Below are 19,319 nucleotides of genomic sequence, written 5' to 3' on the forward strand. Positions count from 1 at the left end.
TCGCGCCTGGCGCCTGAGGCGCGTGGTCTCAGCCCACGGCGGCAGCCGGCTTGGGAACATCCTTGGTGAGGCGGAAGCGGACGACGATCTTGGTACCGGCATGGCTCGGGTCGGGAGCCACGGTCGCGTCAAGCTTGTTGGCCATCGCACTGACGATGCGCTGGCCCATGCCGGTCGATCGCGGATCGCTGGTCGCGTTGAGGCCGACGCCGTTGTCGGCGATGGCGAGCACGATGTCGTCGCCGTCGAGCTTCAGCTCGACGTGAATGGGCCCGGGGCCATCGGGATAGGCGTATTTGACCGCGTTCATGACCAGCTCGTTGACCACGATGCCGATCGCAACCGCACGATCGGGGTCGATCTCGATTGCCTCGCCCCTCAAGGTCAGTCGTGACATGCGGTTGCCCTCGGCCGAGCGGCGGAGATCGTCGAGCAGCGCGTCGAGATATTGATTGAGCAGCACGCTCTTCAAATCGTGCGAGGTGTAGAGGCGGCGATGCACCTGCGCGACGGCGGCGACGCGGCCCATGGCGTTGGTGAGCGCGGCCTTGACGTCCTCCTGCGTGCTCGAATTGGCCTGCAGGTGCAGCAGCGAGGCGATGATCTGCAGCGAATTGCCGACGCGATGGTTGACCTCGCGCAACAGCACCTCTCGCTCCGCCGCCAGCGCCGCATAGCGGTCGCGTGAGGCGCGGACTTCGGCCTCCGCCTCGTCGCGCGCCTTCTGCAGCCGCGCCTGGCGCAGCGCGCCTTCGGCTGCAACCTGCAGCAGCGGAATGAACTCGCCCTGCACGTCCTTGACGAGATAGTCGGCCGCGCCGGCCTTCAGCGCCGTGACGGCGATCTTGGAATCCTGCGACGCCGTGACGAACACGACCGGCGGCGCCTCCGGCAGCGCCATGATGCGCTCCAGCGTCTCCAGCCCGTCGAGACCGGGCATGTACTGGTCGAGCGCGACCACGTCGATGCCACCGTGCTTGATCCGGTCGAGCCCTTCGCTGCCGCCGGGCGCATGTTCAACCGTGAAGCCGAGCCGCTTGAGGCCCCGGTCGACCAGCCGCGCCAGCGCCGCGTCGTCGTCGATGTAGAGCAGCGTGGGGGAGGCGGGGCTCATGCGGCGGGCGGAACCTGGATGACGGAGAAGAACAGGCCGAGCTGGCGAATGGCGTTGGCGAAACTCTCGTAGTTCACGGGCTTGGTGATGTAGACGTTGCAGCCGAGCTCGTAGCAGCGCTTGATCTCCTGCGAGTCGTCGGTCGTGGTCAGGATCACGACCGGCGCGCTCTTCAGGAAGCTGTTCTGCTTGACCATCCGCAGGATCTCGATGCCGGTCATGTCCGGCAGGTTGAGGTCCAGCAGGATCAGCAGGGCGCGGCCCTTATGGTCGAGGCCGGTGCCGTCATCCCCCAGTAGATACTTGACGGCGTCTGTACCGTTGGTGAACGGCATGATTTCGTTGTTGACGCCGGAGCGGCGGATGTTCCGCTCGATCAGGCGGGCGTGGCCTTCGTCGTCCTCGATCATGATGATCGTCACAGGCATGGTCATCGGTCTGAGTTCCGGTTAGAGGCGTTCCAGTTGATCGGGAGCGTGATGGTGAACGTGCTACCCTGGTCGAGCTCCGACGCGACCGACATGGTTCCGCCGAGCCGGCGCACCAGCGCGCGTACATGGGCCAATCCGATCCCCTGACCGGGACGGTCCTGGGTTCCGGCGCGGCGGAACAGATCAAAGATACGCTGGTGATCCTTGGGATCAATACCTCGGCCGGTATCGCTGATCTCGAAGATCGCGAAACCGAGCTTGGTGCGGGCACGGATGGCGATCTCGCCGGGAATGCCGGGCTTCATGTATTTGATGGCGTTGTCGATCAGGTTGGAGAAGATCTGCTCCAGTGCGAGGCGGTCGCTGACAACGGTGGGCAGCGGCTCGATGCGGATGGTCGCATTCGCCTCGTCGGCCTGATGGGCGAGCGTCGACACGATGGTCTCGATCAGCTCGCGGGTGTCGATCCGGATCGGGACGAACTCGCGGCGTCCTTCGCGGGTCAGGTTGAGGATCGCGGTGATCAGCCGGTCCATCTTGGCGATTGAGGACTTGATGAAGCCCAGCGCCTCCGAGAAGTCCTCCGACAGCTGCTTGTCGGCGCCTTCGAGCTCCGGCTCGGCGCCTTCGGCCGGCGGCGGCGCGTCGGACACCGCGCGCGCGAGCGTCGCGATACGCCGGAAGATGTCGCTGCGCAGCTCGTCGAGCTCGCTCGTGAAGCCCATGATGTTGACGAGCGGCGAGCGCAGATCGTGGCTCACGATATAGGCGAAGCGCTGGATCTCCTCATTGGCCTCGCGCAGGTCGGCCGTGCGCTCGTCGACGGTGGCTTCGAGGTTGAGATGGCTCTCGCGTAGCCGGGCCTCCGCCTCGTCACGGGCGCGCGTGGAGCCGCGCACCAGGACCACCGAGATGAAGGCGAGCACGACGACCAGCGCCGAACCTGCGACGGTCACAATCGTCGCCAACCGCTGGCTCGCATCGGCGTTGGTGGTCCGCAGCGCCAGCAGGCGCTCCTCCTCGCTGCGCATCACTTCGGCCGTGTCGCGCATCATATTGCTGCTGTCGGTTGATCCGGCATCGCGCACCAGCGTGACGGCGCTGGGGAGATCGCCTGACACGACCAGCGCCTTCTCGCGATCGAATTGCGCCAGCCGGCTCTCGATGACGCCGCGCAGTTTGGCGAGGTTTGCCAGCTGCGTCTGATTGTCGGCGATGAGCGTGCCCAGCTTGTCGAGCAGGGGCCGGATCGCCGTCACGGCGGCCTCGTGATCCCTGAGGAACTCCGGGTTCTGCGTCAGCAGATAGGCACGCACGCCGCTCTCGGCACGCCGGACCTCCAGCAGCAGCGCATTGATCTGGTTCTCGGCCTCAACGGTATGGATCACCCAGGCGCTGTCGCTGCGGGCCTTGTTGACCAGCAGCACCGAAGCCGTACTGACGGCAACCAGCACCAGGAAGCCCGCCGACAACAGCAGGATTTGTCCCAGCGTGCGCCGCTGTCTGACCTCAGGCGCCACCGCTCACTCGCACATCGATGGAAATAATGACCCCCCGGCGGAATAACTCCGACCGACCAGAACGTGCCCGAAGGCGAAATGGTTCCAGGGAAGAGGCGATTTTCCTCGAACGCTGATCAGTCCGTCGTCTGGCCGGCCAGATATTGCTCGAGCCAGTGGATGTGGTAGTCGCCGTCGATGATGGCGGGCTCGCGGACCAGCGCACGAAACAGCGGCAGCGTGGTCTCGATGCCGTCGACCACCATCTCGTCCAGCGCCCGCCGCAGCCGCATCAGGCACTCGACCCGGCTCTTGCCGTGCACGATCAGCTTGCCGACGAGAGAGTCGTAATAGGGCGGGATCACGTAGCCCTGGTACACCGCCGAGTCGATGCGGACGCCGAGGCCGCCCGGCGGGTGGTACTGCAGGATCTTGCCCGGCGAGGGACGGAAGGTGACCGGGTTTTCCGCATTCACGCGGCACTCGATCGAGTGGCCGTTGATGACGACCGCGTCCTGGGTCATCGGCAGGTCGCCGCCGGCCGCGATGCGGATCTGCTCCAGCACGAGGTCGATCCCGGTGATCATCTCGGTGACGGGATGCTCGACCTGGATGCGCGTGTTCATCTCGATGAAGTAGAACTCGCCATCCTCGTAGAGGAATTCGACGGTGCCGACGCCGATATATTTCAGCTCCTGCATCGCCTTGGCGACGGTGTTGCCGATCTTGGCCCGGGCCGCCGCATCGAGCGCCGGGGAGGGGCCTTCCTCCCAGACCTTCTGGTGGCGGCGCTGCAGCGAGCAGTCGCGCTCGCCGAGATGGATCGCGCCGCCACGGCCGTCGCCGAGCACCTGAATCTCGATGTGGCGCGGCTTCTGCAGATATTTCTCGAGATAGACCGACGCATCGCCGAACGCCGATTTGGCTTCGTTGGCCGCGGTGGTGAGCGCCAGCATGAGGTCGGCCTCGGTGTGGGCGACCTTCATGCCGCGGCCGCCGCCGCCGGCTGCGGCCTTGACCAGCACGGGGAAACCGATCTCCTTGGCGATCGCCAGCGCATCCTGGTCGGGAGTCACGGCGCCGTCCGAACCCGGCACGACCGGAATCCCTAAGCGTTTGGCGGTCTTCTTGGCTTCGATCTTGTCGCCCATCAGGCGGATGTGCTCCGCCTTCGGCCCGATGAAATGCAGATTGTGGTCCGCCAGGATCTCGGCGAAGCGCGCATTCTCCGACAGGAAGCCGTAGCCGGGATGGACGGCGTCAGCTCCGGTGATCTCGCAGGCGGCGAGCAGCGCCGGAACGTTGAGGTAGCTGTCCTTCGACGGCGGCGGGCCGATGCAGACGCTTTCGTCGGCGAGCCGCACATGCATCGCATCGGCGTCGGCGGTGGAATGCACCGCAACGGTGGAGATGCCGAGCTCCTTGCAGGCGCGCAGGATGCGAAGGGCGATTTCGCCGCGATTGGCGATGAGAATCTTATCGAACATGGTGCCTCGGGCGCGAGTGGCGAATAGTGAGCAGCGAATAGGGAACGGAGAACCATTCGCTATTCGCCATTCGCTATTCGCGCTTATTCAATGATCACCAGCGGCTCGCCGTATTCCACCGGCTGTCCGTCCTCGACCAGGATCTGCGTCACCGTACCGGCGCGCGGCGACGGAATCTGGTTCATCGTCTTCATGGCCTCGATGATCATCAGGGTCTGGCCGACCGTGACTTTGGAGCCGACCTCGATGAACGGTTTGGCGCCGGGCTCCGGAGCCCAGTAGGCGGTACCGACCATTGGCGAGGGTACGACGCCCGGATGTTTGGACAGGTCGGCGCCGGCGGCTGCAGCCGTCGCGGCGGCGACCACAGGAACGGCCGCTGCCGGGACGCCGGAAGGCATCGCGGCGGCAATGGTCACGTTGCGGGCGACGCGGATGCGCAGGCCGGCCCGCTCCAGCTCGATCTCGGTCAGGCTGGTTTCGTCCAGCAGGGCCGCAAGCTCGCGGATGAGCTGGCTGTCTTCGGATTTGGCGGTGGTCTTGTCGTCGGGCTGGGGCGCCATGATCGTGATCCAGAACCTTGTGTGGCGTGAGGGCGAGGGCGTCAGGCTGGTGCCTGGACGCCGATCTTCGTGTCGGTGGTGATGCCGATCTTGGCGGCGAGGCCGGTGATCGCGAGTCGGTAGCCGTCGATTCCAAAACCACAAATCGACGCAAACGCGGCCTTTGCGGTGAACGAATGGTGCCGGAAGCTCTCACGGGCGTGAATGTTGCTGATGTGCACCTCGACGGTGGGGATCTTCACCCCCATCAGCGCATCGTGGAGGGCGATCGAGGTATGAGAGTAGGCGCCGGCATTGAGGATGATCCCGACCACACCGCGGCTGCGGGCCTCATGGATGAAATCCACCAGCACGCCCTCGTGGTTGGACTGCCGGCAATCCGCCATCATGCCAAAGCCGGCCGCGGTCTCGATGCAGAGCCGTTCGACGTCGGCCAGCGTGGCGTGGCCGTAGGTCTCCGGCTCACGGGTGCCCAACAGATTGAGGTTGGGTCCGTTGAGGACATAGATCGTCTTTTGCGCGGCGTCGGCCATTCCCATCCCGGCGGTGTGGCGGCAGTGGGCGGCGTTATAGGTAACAAAGCCGCCAAGGGGAAGCCTTTCGGCGACCGGAGAGGCCCGGCCGGGCTTGGTCCGTCACGCGAAAAAAACACTCCAAGTCACGGAAAGGACTGCTTAACCAGGTTGGCGCAGCACAGCTGCACGTGCTGCGTGTAGTCGCTCGCGCGGGGCCTTGCACAGCACAAAAGGGGGCGGGCACTGCTGCCCGCCCCTTGCTCGTCACCTGCCTGGTCGGGGATCAGGTGTCGAGAACTGCGACGATCTCGTGGGAACGAGGATCGATCACGAGGATCTGGTCACGAACCAGGATGAAGTCATATCCGCGCCATTCCGGATAGACGGTCACGACCTCGGCCGGGAGCGGGTGGAAGTGGACCTCGCGCGGCACGCGGGTGCCGACCGAGATGTTGAAGTTCACGTTGGTGACCGGCTCGACGCGCTGGCTGCGGATCACAGTCGAGATCTTGGTGCGCTGCTCGGTCGAGAGCTTCGCACCTGCGCCGGCCTGTCCCGTGGTGGTCTGCGAGCGGTCGCCGCCGGTCTTGGTCTCGGCATTCTTGGTGGCGTCGCTGCGGCCATCGCGGTTCTCGGCCGCGCCGGTGCCGCCCTTGCTGTCGCGGCCTTCGGCCTTCATATTCTTGGCGCCGCCCTTGCTGTCGGTCTCCGAGCTCGTGCTCTTCGGCCCCTTCATGCCGTCTTCAGCGTGCTGATTCTTCGGAGCCATACCCGACTTCTGATCCGACTGGCCGGAGCGCGTCTCGGGCGCACCGCCCGGCGCAGCGCCTGGCGATGGCGCGGCACTGTCACGGTTCATCGTTGCGCCACCGGCTGCTCCGCCACCGGCTGCACCACCGGCCCCTTGAGCGTGGGCGAAGCCTGCGCCCGCGACCAGCGCGATCGCAGCAACTGAAACCATCAAACGATTGGTCATACTCTATCCTCCTCTATCATTGGCACTGCCCGCGCCGACAACGGCAGGATGTTGGAGTCGTTCCGTGCGCCTCCGATTGTTCCTCGAAAATGTCCGGGATCGCGATCTTATGAACGGATGCTCACGGTCATGAACGCAGGATGACGATCCGCGTGACCGGCGCATCATGTGTGAGGTCGGCCGAAGGGCGCGCCTCGCTCAGGTCGAGCGGGCTTCACGCTCCGAGCGCGCTTCCGGCGCCGCGGTGTGGCGCTCCCTGGCGTAGCGGACGAGCGCCAGGAAGCGATAGAGGCCGTGCACGAACTTGCCGTAGGGCAGCGTGACGAACAGCGCGAACACCGCCCCGAGATGCAGCGCCAGCAGAACGCCCATGGCGCTCGTCTCGCGCAGAACGAGCAGGGTAAGGCCGGTCGCGCCGGTCAGCACGAGCATGGCGAGGAACGCGATGTCCATGCCGCGGCTGTCATGGTCCATCATCATGGGCTCACGCTTGCGCTTCGCGGCGTAGAGTCCGAGCGGACCGATCACGATTCCAAGCCCACCGAGCGTCCCGAGCACGACTGGAAGGTCCCAGAGCGGGTAGGGCGCCTCGCGATGCAGCAGGTAGTGATAGAGCGTCGCGATGCTCGTCGACGCGAAGCAGAGCATGAAGCCCCAGAACGTCAGGTGGTGATAGAAGCGCCTGTTGTCTTTGGTCCGCTCGTCCTCATTGTAGCAGCCGACGCCGCCGCCATCGAGATAGCGCAGGCTGGCGGCATCGCGAACCGCGCGCAGCAACGGGCGCGGCGCGGCCAGGGCCGAGCGCGTTTCGCCGATGTCATTCCAGAAGGCGCGCGCGCCCTTGATGAAGGCGACGACGGCCCACAGGAAGGCCGCACCGAACAGCAGCGCCATCGCGTTGTGCGGCATCAGCGCGTAGAACGATCCGGGGCCGGGCCGGCTCGCAAACAGGGCTCTGGGATCGTTGAAGGCCACGAAGCCGAGAATGAACGCGGCGATGCTGAGGACGGCGATCAGGGACACCGCGAGGCCGTTGCGCCTGAACAGTGGCGCCAGCGCGCGCGGCCAAGCGTAGTCGGCATAGCTTTCGTGCCGCACTCTGGCCAGGACGGATGGGACACGGACGTCGAATTCGTGCGGTGGCGAGAACTGGCAGTCGACATAGCAGGCGCCGCAGGCATGGCAGAGATTGGCGAAATAATTGAGGTCGCCGCTGGTGAAGGCGCGGCGCATCTCCATCGCTGGAAAGACGGCGCAAAGGCCCTCGCAATAGCGGCAGGAATTGCAGATCGTCATCAGGCGATCCGCCTCGTTCAACGCCTCACTGCGCTGCATGTCTTGCTGCTCCGCGGCCTGCAATGCGTCCGAACACGCTGCCGATCGTCATGCCGATCCCCGCGGCGTAGCCGCGGCCGAGCACGTTGCCGGCCATGATCTCGCCGGCGGCGTACATGTTGGCAGCCGGTCCACCCGCCTTCATCATCATTCTGGCCTCGTGATCGACCCGCACCCCGAGATAGGTGAAGGTGATGCCGGGACGCACCGGATAGGCGTAGTAGGGGCCGGTGTCGATGCGCCGTGCCCAATGCGTCTTCGGCGGCGTCAGGTTCTCGGTGTGACAATCGTCGAGCGTGTCGGGATCGAAGGATCCCTCGTGCACGGCGGCGTTGAATTGTGCCACGGTCTCCGTCAATTTCTCCGGATCGAGATCGAACTTGGCTGCGAGCTCGCCGATGCTCGCGGCCTCGATCGCCGGGTAGAGCGACGGCATGAACAGGTTGGCCGACTTGGCGTCGAAGATGATGTAGGCGATCTGGTCCGGCTGGGTGGCAACGAGCCGTCCCCAGATCGCATAGCGCTTGGGCCAGACGTCTTCGCCTTCGTCGTAGAATCTCTCGGCATTCCTGTTCACGACGATACCGAACACGACGCAATCGAGCCGCGTGATGATGCCGCCGTCATATTTCGGCGCCCGCGCATCGATCGCCACCGCGTGGCACTGGGTGGGATCGCCGACGCTGTCGACATCGGCGCCAAGCAGCATGTCCAGCACGGTGCCGCGGTTGTTCGGCGTGCCGCGGATCAGGAAATTGCGGGCGATCTCGCCCCAGCCCTCGACCAGCTTCTCGATGTTGGATTCGAAGCCGCCGGAAGCGGCCACCAGCGCCTTGCCGCGGATGCGCATCCTGCCTTCCTTGCGCTGGACGGTGGCCGCGTGAAAACGATCGCCGTCGATGTCGAGCGCCACCACCTCGGCTTCGTAAAGCACGTCGACGCCGAGCCGCTCGGCCGTCAGATACAGCGCGTTGAGCATCGCCCGGCCGCCGCCGAGGAAAAAGGAGTTGGTGCGCCCCAGACTCAGCGTGCCGCCGAGCGAGGGCTGGAAGCGCACGCCCTGATCGAAGATCCAGTCGAGCATGTCCTTCGATTCGCGGATCATCATGCGCGCCAGCTGCTCGTTGGTCTGGCCATCGGTGACGCGCACGAGATCGTCCCAGAACTCGTCCTCCGAATAGGGACCGCTCAAGGTGGCCGTCGCCGCGTCATGGGCGCAGCGCATGTTGCGCGTGTGCCTCGTATTGCCGCCGCGATAGAACTTCGAGGCGGCCTCCAGGACGATCACCGAGGCGCCGGCGCGGCGCGCCGCAATCGCGGCGCAGAGGGCCGCATTGCCGCCGCCGACGACCACGACGTCGTAAGCTGCGGGATGCTCGGCAATGTCGCTCTGGCCATTCATCGCACCGCTTCCCTGTTGCAAGCCGGCAGGCCCGGACTGGCGCCATACCCGCCCGGCGCCAGGACCATCCGGGCAGTGGCGAAGGCGGACGGGCGCGATGCGTGGGCACACTCTGACTGAAACATGAAAATCGTATACTATTGTATACAAAAATATGCAAGTGGTCCTGTTGTTCTGAGGAGGGTTGTGAGACATTGAACGCGATGGCCTCCGAAGCGCCCACGCTCACGATCGATCGCGACAACGTCTCTCTCGGCGAGGCGGTATTCCGCGCGCTGTGTCGGGCTCTGGAGAACGGCGTCTATCGCTCCGGAGACCGGCTGCGGGAGGACGAGGTCGCGCAGAAGCTCGATGTCAGCCGCACGCCGGTCCGCGAAGCGTTCGGCAAGCTCACGGCCAAAGGCTGGGTGCAGCCGGCCGGTGGCCGCGGCCTCGTCGTGCGCAGCCTCGATCAAAGCGAGATTCTCGAGCTTTACGCGATGCGGGAGATTCTCGAGGGCGCCGCGGCGCGGCTTGCGGCCCAATATGCGGCTCCGGCCGAGATCGCGGCGCTCCGCGACATCCATGAGAGCTTTGCGGCCGGTGTGGCCGGCGCGGCCGAGCTCGCGCGGCTGAACCGGCTGCTGCACGGGGCGATCCAGCGCGCCGCCCGCAATCGCTACCTGGATGCCGCGCTCGAGGACATGCACGTCGCGATTGCGTTGTTGGGAACAACGACCTTCGCGGCCGAAGGGCGTCCCGCGACGGCAGCCGCCGAGCATGGCGAACTGATCGACGCGATCGCGGCCCGCGATCCTGATCGGGCCGAGACGATTGCGCGGAGCCATATCCGCGAGGCGCTGCGGACCCGGCTCGGCATGAAGTTGAAGGGATAGGCAAGGCGCGGTCGCCGCGGGCTGGCCTTTCGTATTCGACCGGTACGAACCCAAAGCAAAAGGCCGGCTGACACAGCCGGCCTTTCTTTTCTGATCTCACGATGCGCAGTGCTTGGCCGGTTGGTTCAGCAGGTCGCCTTGCCGCAGCGCGCCGTGCTGATCTTCTCCCGCAGGCCTTCGACGCCGACGGCGCCGATCACGACCTGCTTGCCGATCACGTAGCTCGGCGTGCCGTTCATGCCCATGTCCTCGGCCAGCTTGAAGTTCTCTTCGATGGTCGCCTTGGCCTCGGGGCTCGCCATGTCCTTCTCGAGGCGGGCCATGTCGAGCCCGAGATCCTTGGCGACGGCGAGCGCATGGGCCTTGTCGGCCTGGCCGCGACCGCCCAGCAGCTTCTGATGGAAGTCGAGATATTTCTGCGGCGCCTGCATGCGCACGGCGACCGCGACCTGGGCGGCCTCGACCGAGCCCTGGCTCAGCACCGGGAATTCCTTGAGCACGACCTTCAGCTTCGGATCGCTCTTCATCAGATCCATCATGTCGGCCATGGCGCGCTTGCAGTAGCCGCAATTGTAATCGAAGAACTCGACGAAGGTGACGTCGCCGTCCTTGTTGCCGAGCACGACGCCGCGCGGCGAGTTGAAGATGGTGTCGGCGTTCTTGGCGATGCTCGCCTCGTGCTTGGCGGTCTCGGCGGCGGTCTGGCGCTTCTGCAGCTCGGCCATGGCCTCCTCGAGCACCTCGGGGTGCGAGACGAGGTAGTTCCTGACAATGGCCTCGATATCGCTCCGCTGGCTGTCGGAGAAGCTCTCGGCCGCGGCGATCTGTGGTGCGCCACACAGCGAAAGCGCGAGCAGCGCCGGAAGGAACAGGCGGAATGACGGCATGAAGGAGGTCCTCTGGGTCAAAATGATCGGGTCCTTGTCGATGATCGTGAGGGGTATCTTGATGATCCGGCTGGGATGATAGCAGTAATCTCTTCGTTCTACTGGCTCGAGAGCGGCTTTGCTGCGACGATGTCGTCGGCTTTCACCCAGCCCGGAGATCCCACGGCGAAACGCGTTTTGGCCCGCGATGCAAGCTCGCGCGCGGTCTTGTTGTCGCCACGCAGAAAGGCCGCCTGGGCCGACGCCAGATCGGCCTCCGCGTAGTCGCCCTTGCGGCCATAGGCCATGGCGAGCTGGGAGTAGCCGAGCGGCGCCTCGGACTCGCGTGCAACGGCCGTCCGCAGGATCGGGATCGCCTCCTCAGTGTAGGCTTTGTTGTCGGCTGCGACCAAGGCCTGGCCAAGTAACATCTCGATGAGCGGAGCGTTATTGGATAGCTGGGCGGCCTTGCGCAGCGGCGCGATCGCCTCGGCCGGACGGCCGCCCTCCAGCAGAGCCTGGCCGCGCACCTCGTAGAAATAGGCGTTGTTGGGCTGCGCCTGGATCAGGAGGTCGATCTGGGCCAGCGCGCTGCGCAGGTCGCCATGGAGGTAGGTGGAGATCGCCCGGGCATAGCGGGCCGGCAGGCTATTGTCCGACTGCGGATAGCGCCGGGCCACCGTGTCCGGCCGCTCCATGAAGGCCGAGATCTTGGCGCGGGCCATGTCGTGACGCAGCTGCAGCGCGGCATCGTCCTTCTTGTCCCAATAGGGGCTCTGGCGGGCCAGGCCCTCCAGCGCCTCGACACGATCGGCCGGCATCGGATGCGACTGCAGATAGGGGTCGGCGCCGCGGGCCGCGAACAGGCTCTCATTGGTGAAGCGCTTGAAGGTCTCGTACATGCCCTTCGGCGACTGTCCGGTGGCCGTGAGGAATTTCACCCCGGCGCGGTCGGCGTTCTCCTCCTGCTGCCGCTGATAGGACAGCAGCGAGCGGCGGATGACCTCGCCGGGCCCAGACAGCGCGGCCGCGCCGGCATTGGCCAGGCCGCCGTTTCCGCCGCCGCGTGCGCCCACCGCGAGCGCGCCGGCGCCAAGAATGGTGGCGATGATCATCTGGGTCTGTGCGGTGGCGAGCTGCTGGCGCAGCTTGGCGAGGTGGCCGCCGGCGAGATGGCCGGTCTCGTGCGCAAGAACGCCGATCAGCTGGTTCGGGTTCTCCGACTGCATGATGGCGCCGTAATTGACGAAGATGCGGCGGCCGTCGGCGACGAACGCGTTGAACGATGCGTCGTTGATGATGACCATCTGGATGTTCTGCTTCTCGAGGCCGGCGGCGCGCAGGATCGGCCTCGTGTACTCACGCAGCAGCACCTCCACCTCGGTGTCACGCAGGGTCGGCGGTCCCTTGCCCTGCTGCGCCGAAACGGGCACGGCCGGAGCCAGAGCAACGGCAGCCGCGACGATCGCGGCAAGTCCGCCGGACAATTTCTTGCGAAGCACGATACGGAGCAACATCAGACGATCTTTGCAATTGGCGCGAGGCTCGATACGGGCTATTGCCCACCAAACTGCGGAATGCGGCTCATCTGCGGCGAAATGGTACCCATTGCGGCACACGCCGACCGGTTCAGAGAGCGGGTCCGGACAGCCTGGGTCAATAGCAGATATTGATGGTGGATGCGACAGTGATACCGACATTGGAACAGCGGATCGCCAGCCTGACCGCGCCGTCCGCGCGCAGCAATGTTCCACCGTTCATGGTGATGGACGTGATGGCCGCGGCCGAGCGGATCGAGGCCAATGGCGGCCACGTGATTCACATGGAAGTCGGGCAGCCCGCCGCTCCGGCGCCGCGCAGCGCGCTGGTGGCGGCGCATGCCGCGCTCGATCAGGCCCGCATCGACTATACCTCGGCGCTCGGGGTGGCGTCGCTCCGGCAACGCATCGCGCGCCACTACCGCGAGACCCACGCTTGCGAGATCGATCCGGCACGAATCATTGTCACGACGGGGTCGTCGGCCGGGTTCATCCTAGCGTTCCTGGCGATGTTCGAGCCGGGCGATCGCGTGGCCGTGACCGTGCCGGGCTATCCGCCTTACCGCCACATCCTGACGGCGCTGGGCTGCGAGCCGGTCCTGATCGAGACCACCGCCGAGAACCGCCATGCCCTGACCGGCGAGGCGCTGCTCGCGGCTCATCGCAAGACGCCACTGAAGGGCGTGCTGGTGGCGAGTCCCGCCAATCCAACGGGGACCATGATGTCGCGCGAGGCACTCGGCGGGGTGATCGCTGCGGCGCGCGATGCCGGCATCCGCTTCATCTCCGACGAGATCTATCACGGCCTCGACTACGCCTTTCCCGCCGTGACGGCGGCGGAGCTGTCGTCCGACGCCCTGATCATCAACTCGTTCTCGAAGTACTTCTGCATGACCGGCTGGAGGGTCGGCTGGATGGTGGTGCCGGATGCGCTGGTCCGTCCGATCGAGAGGTTGCAGCAGAATCTGGCGATCTCGGTCCCGACACTGTCGCAGATCGCGGCCGAGGCGGCGTTCGATGGCCGTACCGAGATGGAGGCCATCCGGCACGGCTACCAGGAGAACCGCCGTATCCTGATCGAAGGGTTTCCGAAGGCTGGCCTGACCCGGTTTCTCCCTGCCGACGGCGCGTTCTACCTCTATGCCGATGTCTCCGACTTCACGTCGGACAGCTTCGACTTCGCCAAGCGTATGCTGCAGGAGACCCATGTCGCGGCGACGCCCGGTGTCGATTTCGACCCGATCCACGGCCGCAGCTTCGTCCGCTTTTCCTATGCACGTTCGGGGGACGACATGCGCGAGGCTGTGGCCCGGATTGCGCGCTGGCTCGGCTAGGGCAGGGGCTGCGCTGCGAGAGCCGTGCGTCCACCATTCGTCGCCATTGACTTGGCCGGGACAATTTGCGTGAGGTGGCGCCTCGCGAGGGCTGGGACATGAGGCCCGACGCAGCAGGTGGATGAGGAAAGTCCGATGGTGGCAGCAAGTGAAGCCGGGACGCAGGGCGCCCGGTCGCAAACGGCGAAGAAGCCCTGGTACGGGATACTCTATGTCCAGGTCCTGATCGCGATCCTGATCGGCATCGTGGTCGGCTGGCTGTCCCCGAACCTCGCCACCAACGAATGGATCAAGGCGCTCGGGGACGGCTTCATCAAGCTGATCAAGATGGTGATTGCGCCGATCATCTTCTGCACCGTCGTGTCCGGCATTGCCCACATCCAGAATGCGAGCAAGGTCGGCCGCGTCGGCGTCAAGGCGCTGGTCTATTTTGAGATCGTCTCGACCTTCGCTTTGCTGCTCGGACTCATCGTCGGCAATCTGATCCCCATCGGCCATGGCCTTGTCGCCAAGCCGGACGCGGCTGCGGTTGCCAACTACGTCAAGCAGGCCGAGGCGCAGAAGTCGGTCGATTTCGTCCTCAACATCATTCCGGACAGCGTCGTCGGCGCGCTGGCGCGCGGCGACATCCTGCAGGTGCTGCTGTTCGCGATCCTATTCGGTTTTGCGCTGATGGCGCTGGGGGAGCGTGGCCACCGCCTGCGCGACGTGATCGACGACACAGCGCACGCGGTGTTCGGCGTCATCGCGATCGTCATGAAGGCGGCCCCGATCGGTGCGTTCGGCGCCATGGCCTATACGATCGGCAAGTTCGGTCCTGCGGCGCTCGGCAACCTGATCGGTCTGATCGTGCTGTTCTACGTCACGGCCGGCCTGTTCGTCGTGATCGTGCTCGGACTGATCGCGCGTTTCGTCGGCTTCAGCATCTTCAAGTTCATCGCCTACATCAAGGACGAGCTGCTGATCGTGCTCGGCACGAGCTCGTCGGAGAGCGCGCTGCCGCAGCTGATGGAAAAGCTCGAGCGGCTCGGCTGCTCGAAGCCGGTGGTCGGCCTGGTCGTGCCGACCGGCTATTCGTTCAATCTCGACGGCACCAACATCTACATGACGCTGGCGACGCTGTTCATCGCGCAGGCTCTGGGCGTCGATCTGTCGCTCGGTCAGCAGGTCACCATTCTCATCGTCGCGATGCTGACCTCGAAAGGCGCCAGCGGCGTGACGGGCGCCGGCTTCATCACGCTGGCCGCGACATTGTCGGTGGTCAATCCCGCCCTCGTTCCCGGAATGGCGGTCGTGTTCTCGATCGACAAGTTCATGAGCGAGGTGCGCGCGCTCACCAACATCACCGGCAACGGCGTCGCCGCGGTGTTCGTCTCGTGGTGGGAAGGCGAGTTGGACCACGATCTGCTGCAGAGGCGGCTGAACCAGCAGATCGATCCCTCCGATCTGGAGACGGCGGTCACGACCGGCTGAGTCCCGCACGGCAAGCGCTTCAGAGCGTATTGGAAATAGAAAACGCCCGGCCGTCTGGCCGGGCGTTTTGCGTCGAGGATCGAATGGACGGTGGCGGGCCGGTTACTGCCCACCGCCGAAGCGGCGCGACCACCAGCCGGCTTTGCGCGGGGCAGCGGGATCCGCGTTCGAAGCGTCTGGCGCGACCGGCTCGGTCGCAACGGGTTCAGGCGTAGCGGCCGCTACCGTCTGATGGCTCTGGGCGACGTTGGCCGCCGAAGCCGGGCTGTCCGGCCTGGGCTCAGTCTTGGGCTCGGTGACGAAGCTGACCTTTTCGCGAACGGTCGAGCGGCGCGGGGCCTTCTCAGAATCGCTCTTGGGAGCTTCGGCCTTGTCGCCGTCCTGCAGATCGGGCTGGGCTGCGGGAGCGGCCGCCGGCGCGACGGAGTCTACGACCTCCGGTGCGGTGGCGGTCACCGCGACCGCAGCAGCCTCCTGCTCCGCGGGCTCTTCCTCGTGATCATGGCGAGGCGCGCCGTTGCCGTCGAAATCGGCCACTGCAGTCTCTGCCTCCGACACCGAAGGCGGTGCCAGCTCGTCGCTGATCGACGCGGCGAGACCGTCATCGATGCCGCCGCGCCGACGTCGGCCACCGCGCCGCCCGCGCCGGCGGGGACGCCGCTCGCCGGCCTGATCGGTCGGCTGGTCGCCTTGCGCGAAGGCAGGCTGTTCGTCCGCCTCGTCGTCCTCGGCTTCGGCTTCCTCGGCCGGCAGATCGGCGGCAAGACCTGATTCGGATGGCTGCGATTCGGCAGTCGCCTCGGGTAGCGCGCCCTCGCGGGCCTCGCCACCACGGCCGCGTCGGCGCCGGCGCCGTTTGCGGCGGGAGCCATCGCGCTCGCCTTCGCCGCCCTCGGCGGCATCCTCCGACAGGCCTTCGGTTTCCTCGGTCTCGACCTCGGACTCCGTTTCGATGTCGAACGGCTCGTCCTCGTCATAGACCTCCTCGGCGACCAGCGGCGGCGCCGAGGCCTGCGCTGCGAGCAGCGCCTTGGCGGCCTCCAGCGTGTGCACCTGCTCGCCGCGATCGATCACGAACGACTGCTGACCGCTCACGTTGGGGTCGGCGATGACGGCAAGCGAAACCTTGAAGCTGTTCTCGAGATCGCGCAGATGGCCGCGCTTGTGATTGAGCACGTAGAGCGCGACCTCGGTGCGGGTGCGGACCACCAGATTGTGGGTCGCCCCCTTCATCAGGGTCTCTTCGAGGCTGCGCAGCAGCTGCAGCGCCACCGAGGACACCGAGCGGACATGGCCGCTGCCACCGCAATGCACGCAGGGCTCGGTCGAGCTTTCCAGCACGCTGGCGCGGATGCGCTGGCGCGACATCTCGAGCAGGCCGAAATGCGAGATGCGGCCGACCTGGATGCGCGCGCGATCCTGCCGCAGGCAGTCCGACAGCTTGCGCTCGACGGAGCGGTTGTTGCGCTTCTCGTCCATGTCGATGAAGTCGATGACGATCAGCCCGGCGAGGTCGCGCAGCCGGAGCTGGCGCGCCACTTCCTCGGCTGCCTCCATGTTGGTCTTGAGCGCCGTATCCTCGATGTGATGCTCGCGCGTGGCGCGGCCGGAGTTCACGTCGATCGAGACCAGCGCCTCGGTCTGGTTGAGCACGATGTAGCCGCCGGAGCGGAGCTGGACGGTCGGCGAGAACATCGCGTCGAGCTGGCTCTCGACGCCCATCCGCGAGAACAGCGGCTGGCCGTCACGATACTGCTTCACCGCCCGGACGTTGGACGGCATCAGCATCTTCATGAAGTCGTGCGCCTCCTGGTAGCCCGCCTCGCCGGCGACCAGGATCTCGTCGATCTCCTTGTTGTAGAGGTCGCGCAGAGAGCGCTTGATCAGCGAGCCTTCCTCGTAGACCAGGGTCGGTGCCTGCGACTTCAAGGTCATGTCGCGGACCGTCTCCCACAGCCGCAGCAGGTATTCGAAGTCGCGCTTGATCTCCGGCTTGGTCCGGTTGGCGCCGGCGGTGCGCAGGATAACGCCCATGCCCTCGGGCACGTCGAGGTCCTGCACGACTTCCTTCAGGCGCGAACGGTCCTGCGCCGAGGTGATCTTGCGGCTGATGCCGCCGCCGCGCGCCGTGTTCGGCATCAGCACGGCATAGCGGCCGGCCAGCGACAGATAGGTCGTCAGCGCCGCGCCCTTGTTGCCACGCTCTTCCTTGACGACCTGCACCAGCATCACCTGGCGGCGCTTGATGACCTCCTGGATCTTGTACTGGCGGCGCGGGCGGAAGGTGCGCTCGGGCACTTCCTCCAGCACGTCGTCGCCGCCGACGGATTCGACGACATCTTCCTCGATCTCGTCCTCGTCGTCGTCCTCATGGTCGCCCGCAGCGGGGTCCGCGCCGTTCTCGTCACCCGGAACGATCGTGACATCGCGGCCTTCATGCTCGGCGACCGGCGAGACGTCATCGTCGTGATCATGCTCGTCATGATCGTGCTCATCATGGTCATGCTCGTCATGATCATGGTGGTCGTGATCGTGCTCATCATGACCGTGCTCATCGTGACCGTGCTCATCGTGACCATGGGCTTCATGGTCATGCGCGTCGTCGTCATGGTCGTCGGTCGCGCCCGCGGCGCCGGTCGTTTCGGCGCTGGCCGAAGCGGGCACAGCCCCGGCAACATCGCCGACCGGCTGGTCCGCGGTGTGTCCGGCATCGTCCGTGACGGCATCATGATGCCCGCCCGCGTGGTCGCGCGATTCATCGGCTGCGCCCTGGCCAGCCTCGCTCGTCACCCCATGGCCGGGAGCCGCGGCCTCGGAGAAGCCGTGCGGCTCAGCGTGCTCGGCCGCCTCGATATGCGGCTGATCGGAATGATCGTCGTGGGCGTAAGCGTGGTGCTCATGCGCCTCGTGGTCGGTCTCATGGCCTTCGGCTGGAATCGGCTGGCCGCCGTCGACGGCCTCGATGACCTCGCTCTGCACGCGCTCGCCACTGCCGCGGCGCCGCGAACTGCGGTGCCGGTTGCGACGGCGGTTGGAGCGGTTCTCGCTCTCTTCTTCGGCTTCGCGGTGGGCGCGCTCCTCGGCCTCGATCAGCGCCTGCCGGTCGGCGACCGGGATCTGGTAATAGTCGGGATGGATTTCGCTGAAGGCAAGGAAGCCGTGGCGGTTGCCGCCATACTCCACGAAGGCCGCCTGCAACGAGGGCTCAACGCGGGTCACCTTCGCCAGGTAGATGTTGCCACGGAGCTGCTTGCGCTGGGCAGTCTCGAAATCAAATTCCTCGACGCGGTTGCCGCGGACGACAACGACCCGGGTCTCTTCCGGGTGGGTAGCATCGATCAACATCTTGTTGGGCATATTGGAACTCTTGGAGGCGACGGACGCGATTCGACGCGAGCGCGTGGCGCGCTGCGGGACGACGCGACGGTCCACCTGATTCGGGGGTGAGGGGAAGGCCTAAACGCATCTGGTTGCGCCGTGCCAACCCTGGTGCCGACGGAACGATCGGCCGTGCGGGGACGCTGCCCCGCATCGGCGCGGATCGTCCGCTGGTCATGGTTAGCAATGCAGTCTGGCGCATCAAGCGTCGGCCCGTCTGGAACACGTTGGCGGCAGTGGATGCCGCCTTGTCTATTGCCGAAGGCCAGATTGCGCCGAAACGCTTGCCCAGGATCGAACACCAACCCCGACAGGGGTGTGGTATTAGGCTACGCCGTGTCTGACCTGGTGCCCGGGCGGTCTCAGCAAGGAGGCGCCCTGGAACCGGCGCCACTCGGCTCTTGACCGGCTCTCCGTTGCAGCCGCGCGGATCGCGCAGGCCCCATGGAGGGTCGGAAAGGCGCAGGAAGCTCCGCAAAGATCGAGAACCTCGATCACGAAGCTTCCGGCGTTGCACCGGGAGCTTGAACGCG

General features: G+C 65.8%; 15 protein-coding genes. 3 read left to right on the top strand and 12 right to left on the bottom strand.

Annotation, left to right across the window (positions count from 1 at the left end; translation table 11 throughout):
- Window positions 1-28: 28 nt before the first annotated feature.
- The 9 genes from LQG66_RS03645 to tcuA all read right to left on the bottom strand — a co-directional run bounded on the left by LQG66_RS03645 (window position 29) and on the right by tcuA (window position 9,322).
- Window positions 29-1,114: a sensor histidine kinase gene (locus tag LQG66_RS03645; protein ID WP_231323504.1), complete on the bottom strand. Its 1,086-nt coding sequence runs from the start codon at window positions 1,112-1,114 to the stop codon at window positions 29-31.
- Window positions 1,111-1,548 (bottom strand): response regulator, encoded by a 438-nt coding sequence (locus LQG66_RS03650; RefSeq protein WP_231323506.1) that lies wholly within the window; start codon window positions 1,546-1,548, stop codon window positions 1,111-1,113. The genes LQG66_RS03645 and LQG66_RS03650 overlap by 4 nt, the downstream gene beginning before the upstream one ends.
- Complete coding sequence (locus tag LQG66_RS03655) at window positions 1,545-3,065, bottom strand: sensor histidine kinase (RefSeq protein WP_231323508.1); 1,521 nt, start codon at window positions 3,063-3,065, stop codon at window positions 1,545-1,547. The genes LQG66_RS03650 and LQG66_RS03655 overlap by 4 nt, the downstream gene beginning before the upstream one ends.
- A gap of 116 nt (window positions 3,066-3,181) precedes the next feature.
- On the bottom strand, window positions 3,182-4,531 hold the full coding sequence (accC, locus tag LQG66_RS03660; protein ID WP_231323510.1) for an acetyl-CoA carboxylase biotin carboxylase subunit: 1,350 nt from the start codon (window positions 4,529-4,531) through the stop codon (window positions 3,182-3,184).
- A gap of 83 nt (window positions 4,532-4,614) precedes the next feature.
- Window positions 4,615-5,094, bottom strand: a complete 480-nt coding sequence (accB, locus tag LQG66_RS03665) for an acetyl-CoA carboxylase biotin carboxyl carrier protein (protein ID WP_231323512.1) — start codon at window positions 5,092-5,094, stop codon at window positions 4,615-4,617.
- A gap of 41 nt (window positions 5,095-5,135) precedes the next feature.
- Window positions 5,136-5,627 carry a type II 3-dehydroquinate dehydratase gene (aroQ, locus tag LQG66_RS03670; RefSeq protein ID WP_231323514.1) on the bottom strand — a complete coding sequence of 164 codons (492 nt, stop codon included), beginning with the start codon at window positions 5,625-5,627 and terminating at the stop codon, window positions 5,136-5,138.
- A 265-nt stretch (window positions 5,628-5,892) separates the two neighbouring features.
- Window positions 5,893-6,585: a DUF1236 domain-containing protein gene (locus LQG66_RS03675; RefSeq protein ID WP_231323516.1), complete on the bottom strand. Its 693-nt coding sequence runs from the start codon at window positions 6,583-6,585 to the stop codon at window positions 5,893-5,895.
- Between the two features lie 198 nt (window positions 6,586-6,783).
- Window positions 6,784-7,920, bottom strand: a complete 1,137-nt coding sequence (gene tcuB / locus LQG66_RS03680; RefSeq protein WP_231323518.1) for a tricarballylate utilization 4Fe-4S protein TcuB — start codon at window positions 7,918-7,920, stop codon at window positions 6,784-6,786.
- Window positions 7,907-9,322, bottom strand: coding sequence for an FAD-dependent tricarballylate dehydrogenase TcuA (gene tcuA / locus LQG66_RS03685; RefSeq protein ID WP_231323520.1), 1,416 nt, complete (start codon window positions 9,320-9,322; stop codon window positions 7,907-7,909). Before tcuA ends, tcuB begins: the two co-directional genes overlap by 14 nt.
- A 203-nt stretch (window positions 9,323-9,525) precedes the next feature.
- Here tcuA and LQG66_RS03690 point away from each other — a divergent pair, with 203 nt between their 5' ends.
- On the top strand, window positions 9,526-10,197 hold the full coding sequence (locus tag LQG66_RS03690; protein ID WP_231327682.1) for a GntR family transcriptional regulator: 672 nt from the start codon (window positions 9,526-9,528) through the stop codon (window positions 10,195-10,197).
- Between the two features lie 125 nt (window positions 10,198-10,322).
- On the opposite strand, the gene LQG66_RS03695 is transcribed toward LQG66_RS03690, so the two are convergent.
- Both LQG66_RS03695 and LQG66_RS03700 read right to left on the bottom strand, forming a co-directional pair.
- Window positions 10,323-11,084 (bottom strand): DsbA family protein, encoded by a 762-nt coding sequence (locus LQG66_RS03695; protein WP_231323522.1) that lies wholly within the window; start codon window positions 11,082-11,084, stop codon window positions 10,323-10,325.
- Between the two features lie 98 nt (window positions 11,085-11,182).
- Window positions 11,183-12,580, bottom strand: a complete 1,398-nt coding sequence (locus tag LQG66_RS03700; protein WP_231323524.1) for a M48 family metalloprotease — start codon at window positions 12,578-12,580, stop codon at window positions 11,183-11,185.
- A 155-nt stretch (window positions 12,581-12,735) separates the two neighbouring features.
- On the opposite strand from LQG66_RS03700, the gene LQG66_RS03705 reads away from it, so the two are divergent.
- Together LQG66_RS03705 and LQG66_RS03710 are read left to right on the top strand one after the other, a co-directional pair.
- Window positions 12,736-13,935 (top strand): pyridoxal phosphate-dependent aminotransferase, encoded by a 1,200-nt coding sequence (locus tag LQG66_RS03705; RefSeq protein WP_231323526.1) that lies wholly within the window; start codon window positions 12,736-12,738, stop codon window positions 13,933-13,935.
- Between the two features lie 135 nt (window positions 13,936-14,070).
- Window positions 14,071-15,408, top strand: a complete 1,338-nt coding sequence (locus LQG66_RS03710; protein ID WP_231323528.1) for a dicarboxylate/amino acid:cation symporter — start codon at window positions 14,071-14,073, stop codon at window positions 15,406-15,408.
- Between the two features lie 102 nt (window positions 15,409-15,510).
- Here the strand turns inward: LQG66_RS03710 and LQG66_RS03715 are convergent, their stop codons facing one another.
- Entirely contained in the window at window positions 15,511-18,765 is a 3,255-nt protein-coding gene (locus tag LQG66_RS03715) for an Rne/Rng family ribonuclease (protein WP_231323530.1), read from the bottom strand.
- Window positions 18,766-19,319: the final 554 nt, after the last annotated feature.

This window comes from Bradyrhizobium ontarionense (assembly GCF_021088345.1).
In the GTDB taxonomy this organism is placed as follows: Bacteria; Pseudomonadota; Alphaproteobacteria; order Rhizobiales; family Xanthobacteraceae; genus Bradyrhizobium; species Bradyrhizobium ontarionense.

What these genes read in the sequence shown, in the direction of transcription:
- LQG66_RS03710 (WP_231323528.1), top strand. Translation starts at nt 14,071, where the DNA reads ATGGTGGCAGCAAGTGAAGCCGGGACGCAGGGCGCCCGGTCGCAAACG.
- LQG66_RS03695 (WP_231323522.1), bottom strand. Translation starts at nt 11,084, where the DNA reads ATGCCGTCATTCCGCCTGTTCCTTCCGGCGCTGCTCGCGCTTTCGCTG.
- tcuB (WP_231323518.1), bottom strand. Translation starts at nt 7,920, where the DNA reads ATGCAGCGCAGTGAGGCGTTGAACGAGGCGGATCGCCTGATGACGATC.
- LQG66_RS03715 (WP_231323530.1), bottom strand. Translation starts at nt 18,765, where the DNA reads ATGCCCAACAAGATGTTGATCGATGCTACCCACCCGGAAGAGACCCGG.
- LQG66_RS03675 (WP_231323516.1), bottom strand. Translation starts at nt 6,585, where the DNA reads ATGACCAATCGTTTGATGGTTTCAGTTGCTGCGATCGCGCTGGTCGCG.
- aroQ (WP_231323514.1), bottom strand. Translation starts at nt 5,627, where the DNA reads ATGGCCGACGCCGCGCAAAAGACGATCTATGTCCTCAACGGACCCAAC.
- LQG66_RS03645 (WP_231323504.1), bottom strand. Translation starts at nt 1,114, where the DNA reads ATGAGCCCCGCCTCCCCCACGCTGCTCTACATCGACGACGACGCGGCG.
- LQG66_RS03650 (WP_231323506.1), bottom strand. Translation starts at nt 1,548, where the DNA reads ATGACCATGCCTGTGACGATCATCATGATCGAGGACGACGAAGGCCAC.
- LQG66_RS03690 (WP_231327682.1), top strand. Translation starts at nt 9,526, where the DNA reads ATGGCCTCCGAAGCGCCCACGCTCACGATCGATCGCGACAACGTCTCT.
- tcuA (WP_231323520.1), bottom strand. Translation starts at nt 9,322, where the DNA reads ATGAATGGCCAGAGCGACATTGCCGAGCATCCCGCAGCTTACGACGTC.
- LQG66_RS03700 (WP_231323524.1), bottom strand. Translation starts at nt 12,580, where the DNA reads ATGTTGCTCCGTATCGTGCTTCGCAAGAAATTGTCCGGCGGACTTGCC.
- accB (WP_231323512.1), bottom strand. Translation starts at nt 5,094, where the DNA reads ATGGCGCCCCAGCCCGACGACAAGACCACCGCCAAATCCGAAGACAGC.
- LQG66_RS03705 (WP_231323526.1), top strand. Translation starts at nt 12,736, where the DNA reads ATGGTGGATGCGACAGTGATACCGACATTGGAACAGCGGATCGCCAGC.
- accC (WP_231323510.1), bottom strand. Translation starts at nt 4,531, where the DNA reads ATGTTCGATAAGATTCTCATCGCCAATCGCGGCGAAATCGCCCTTCGC.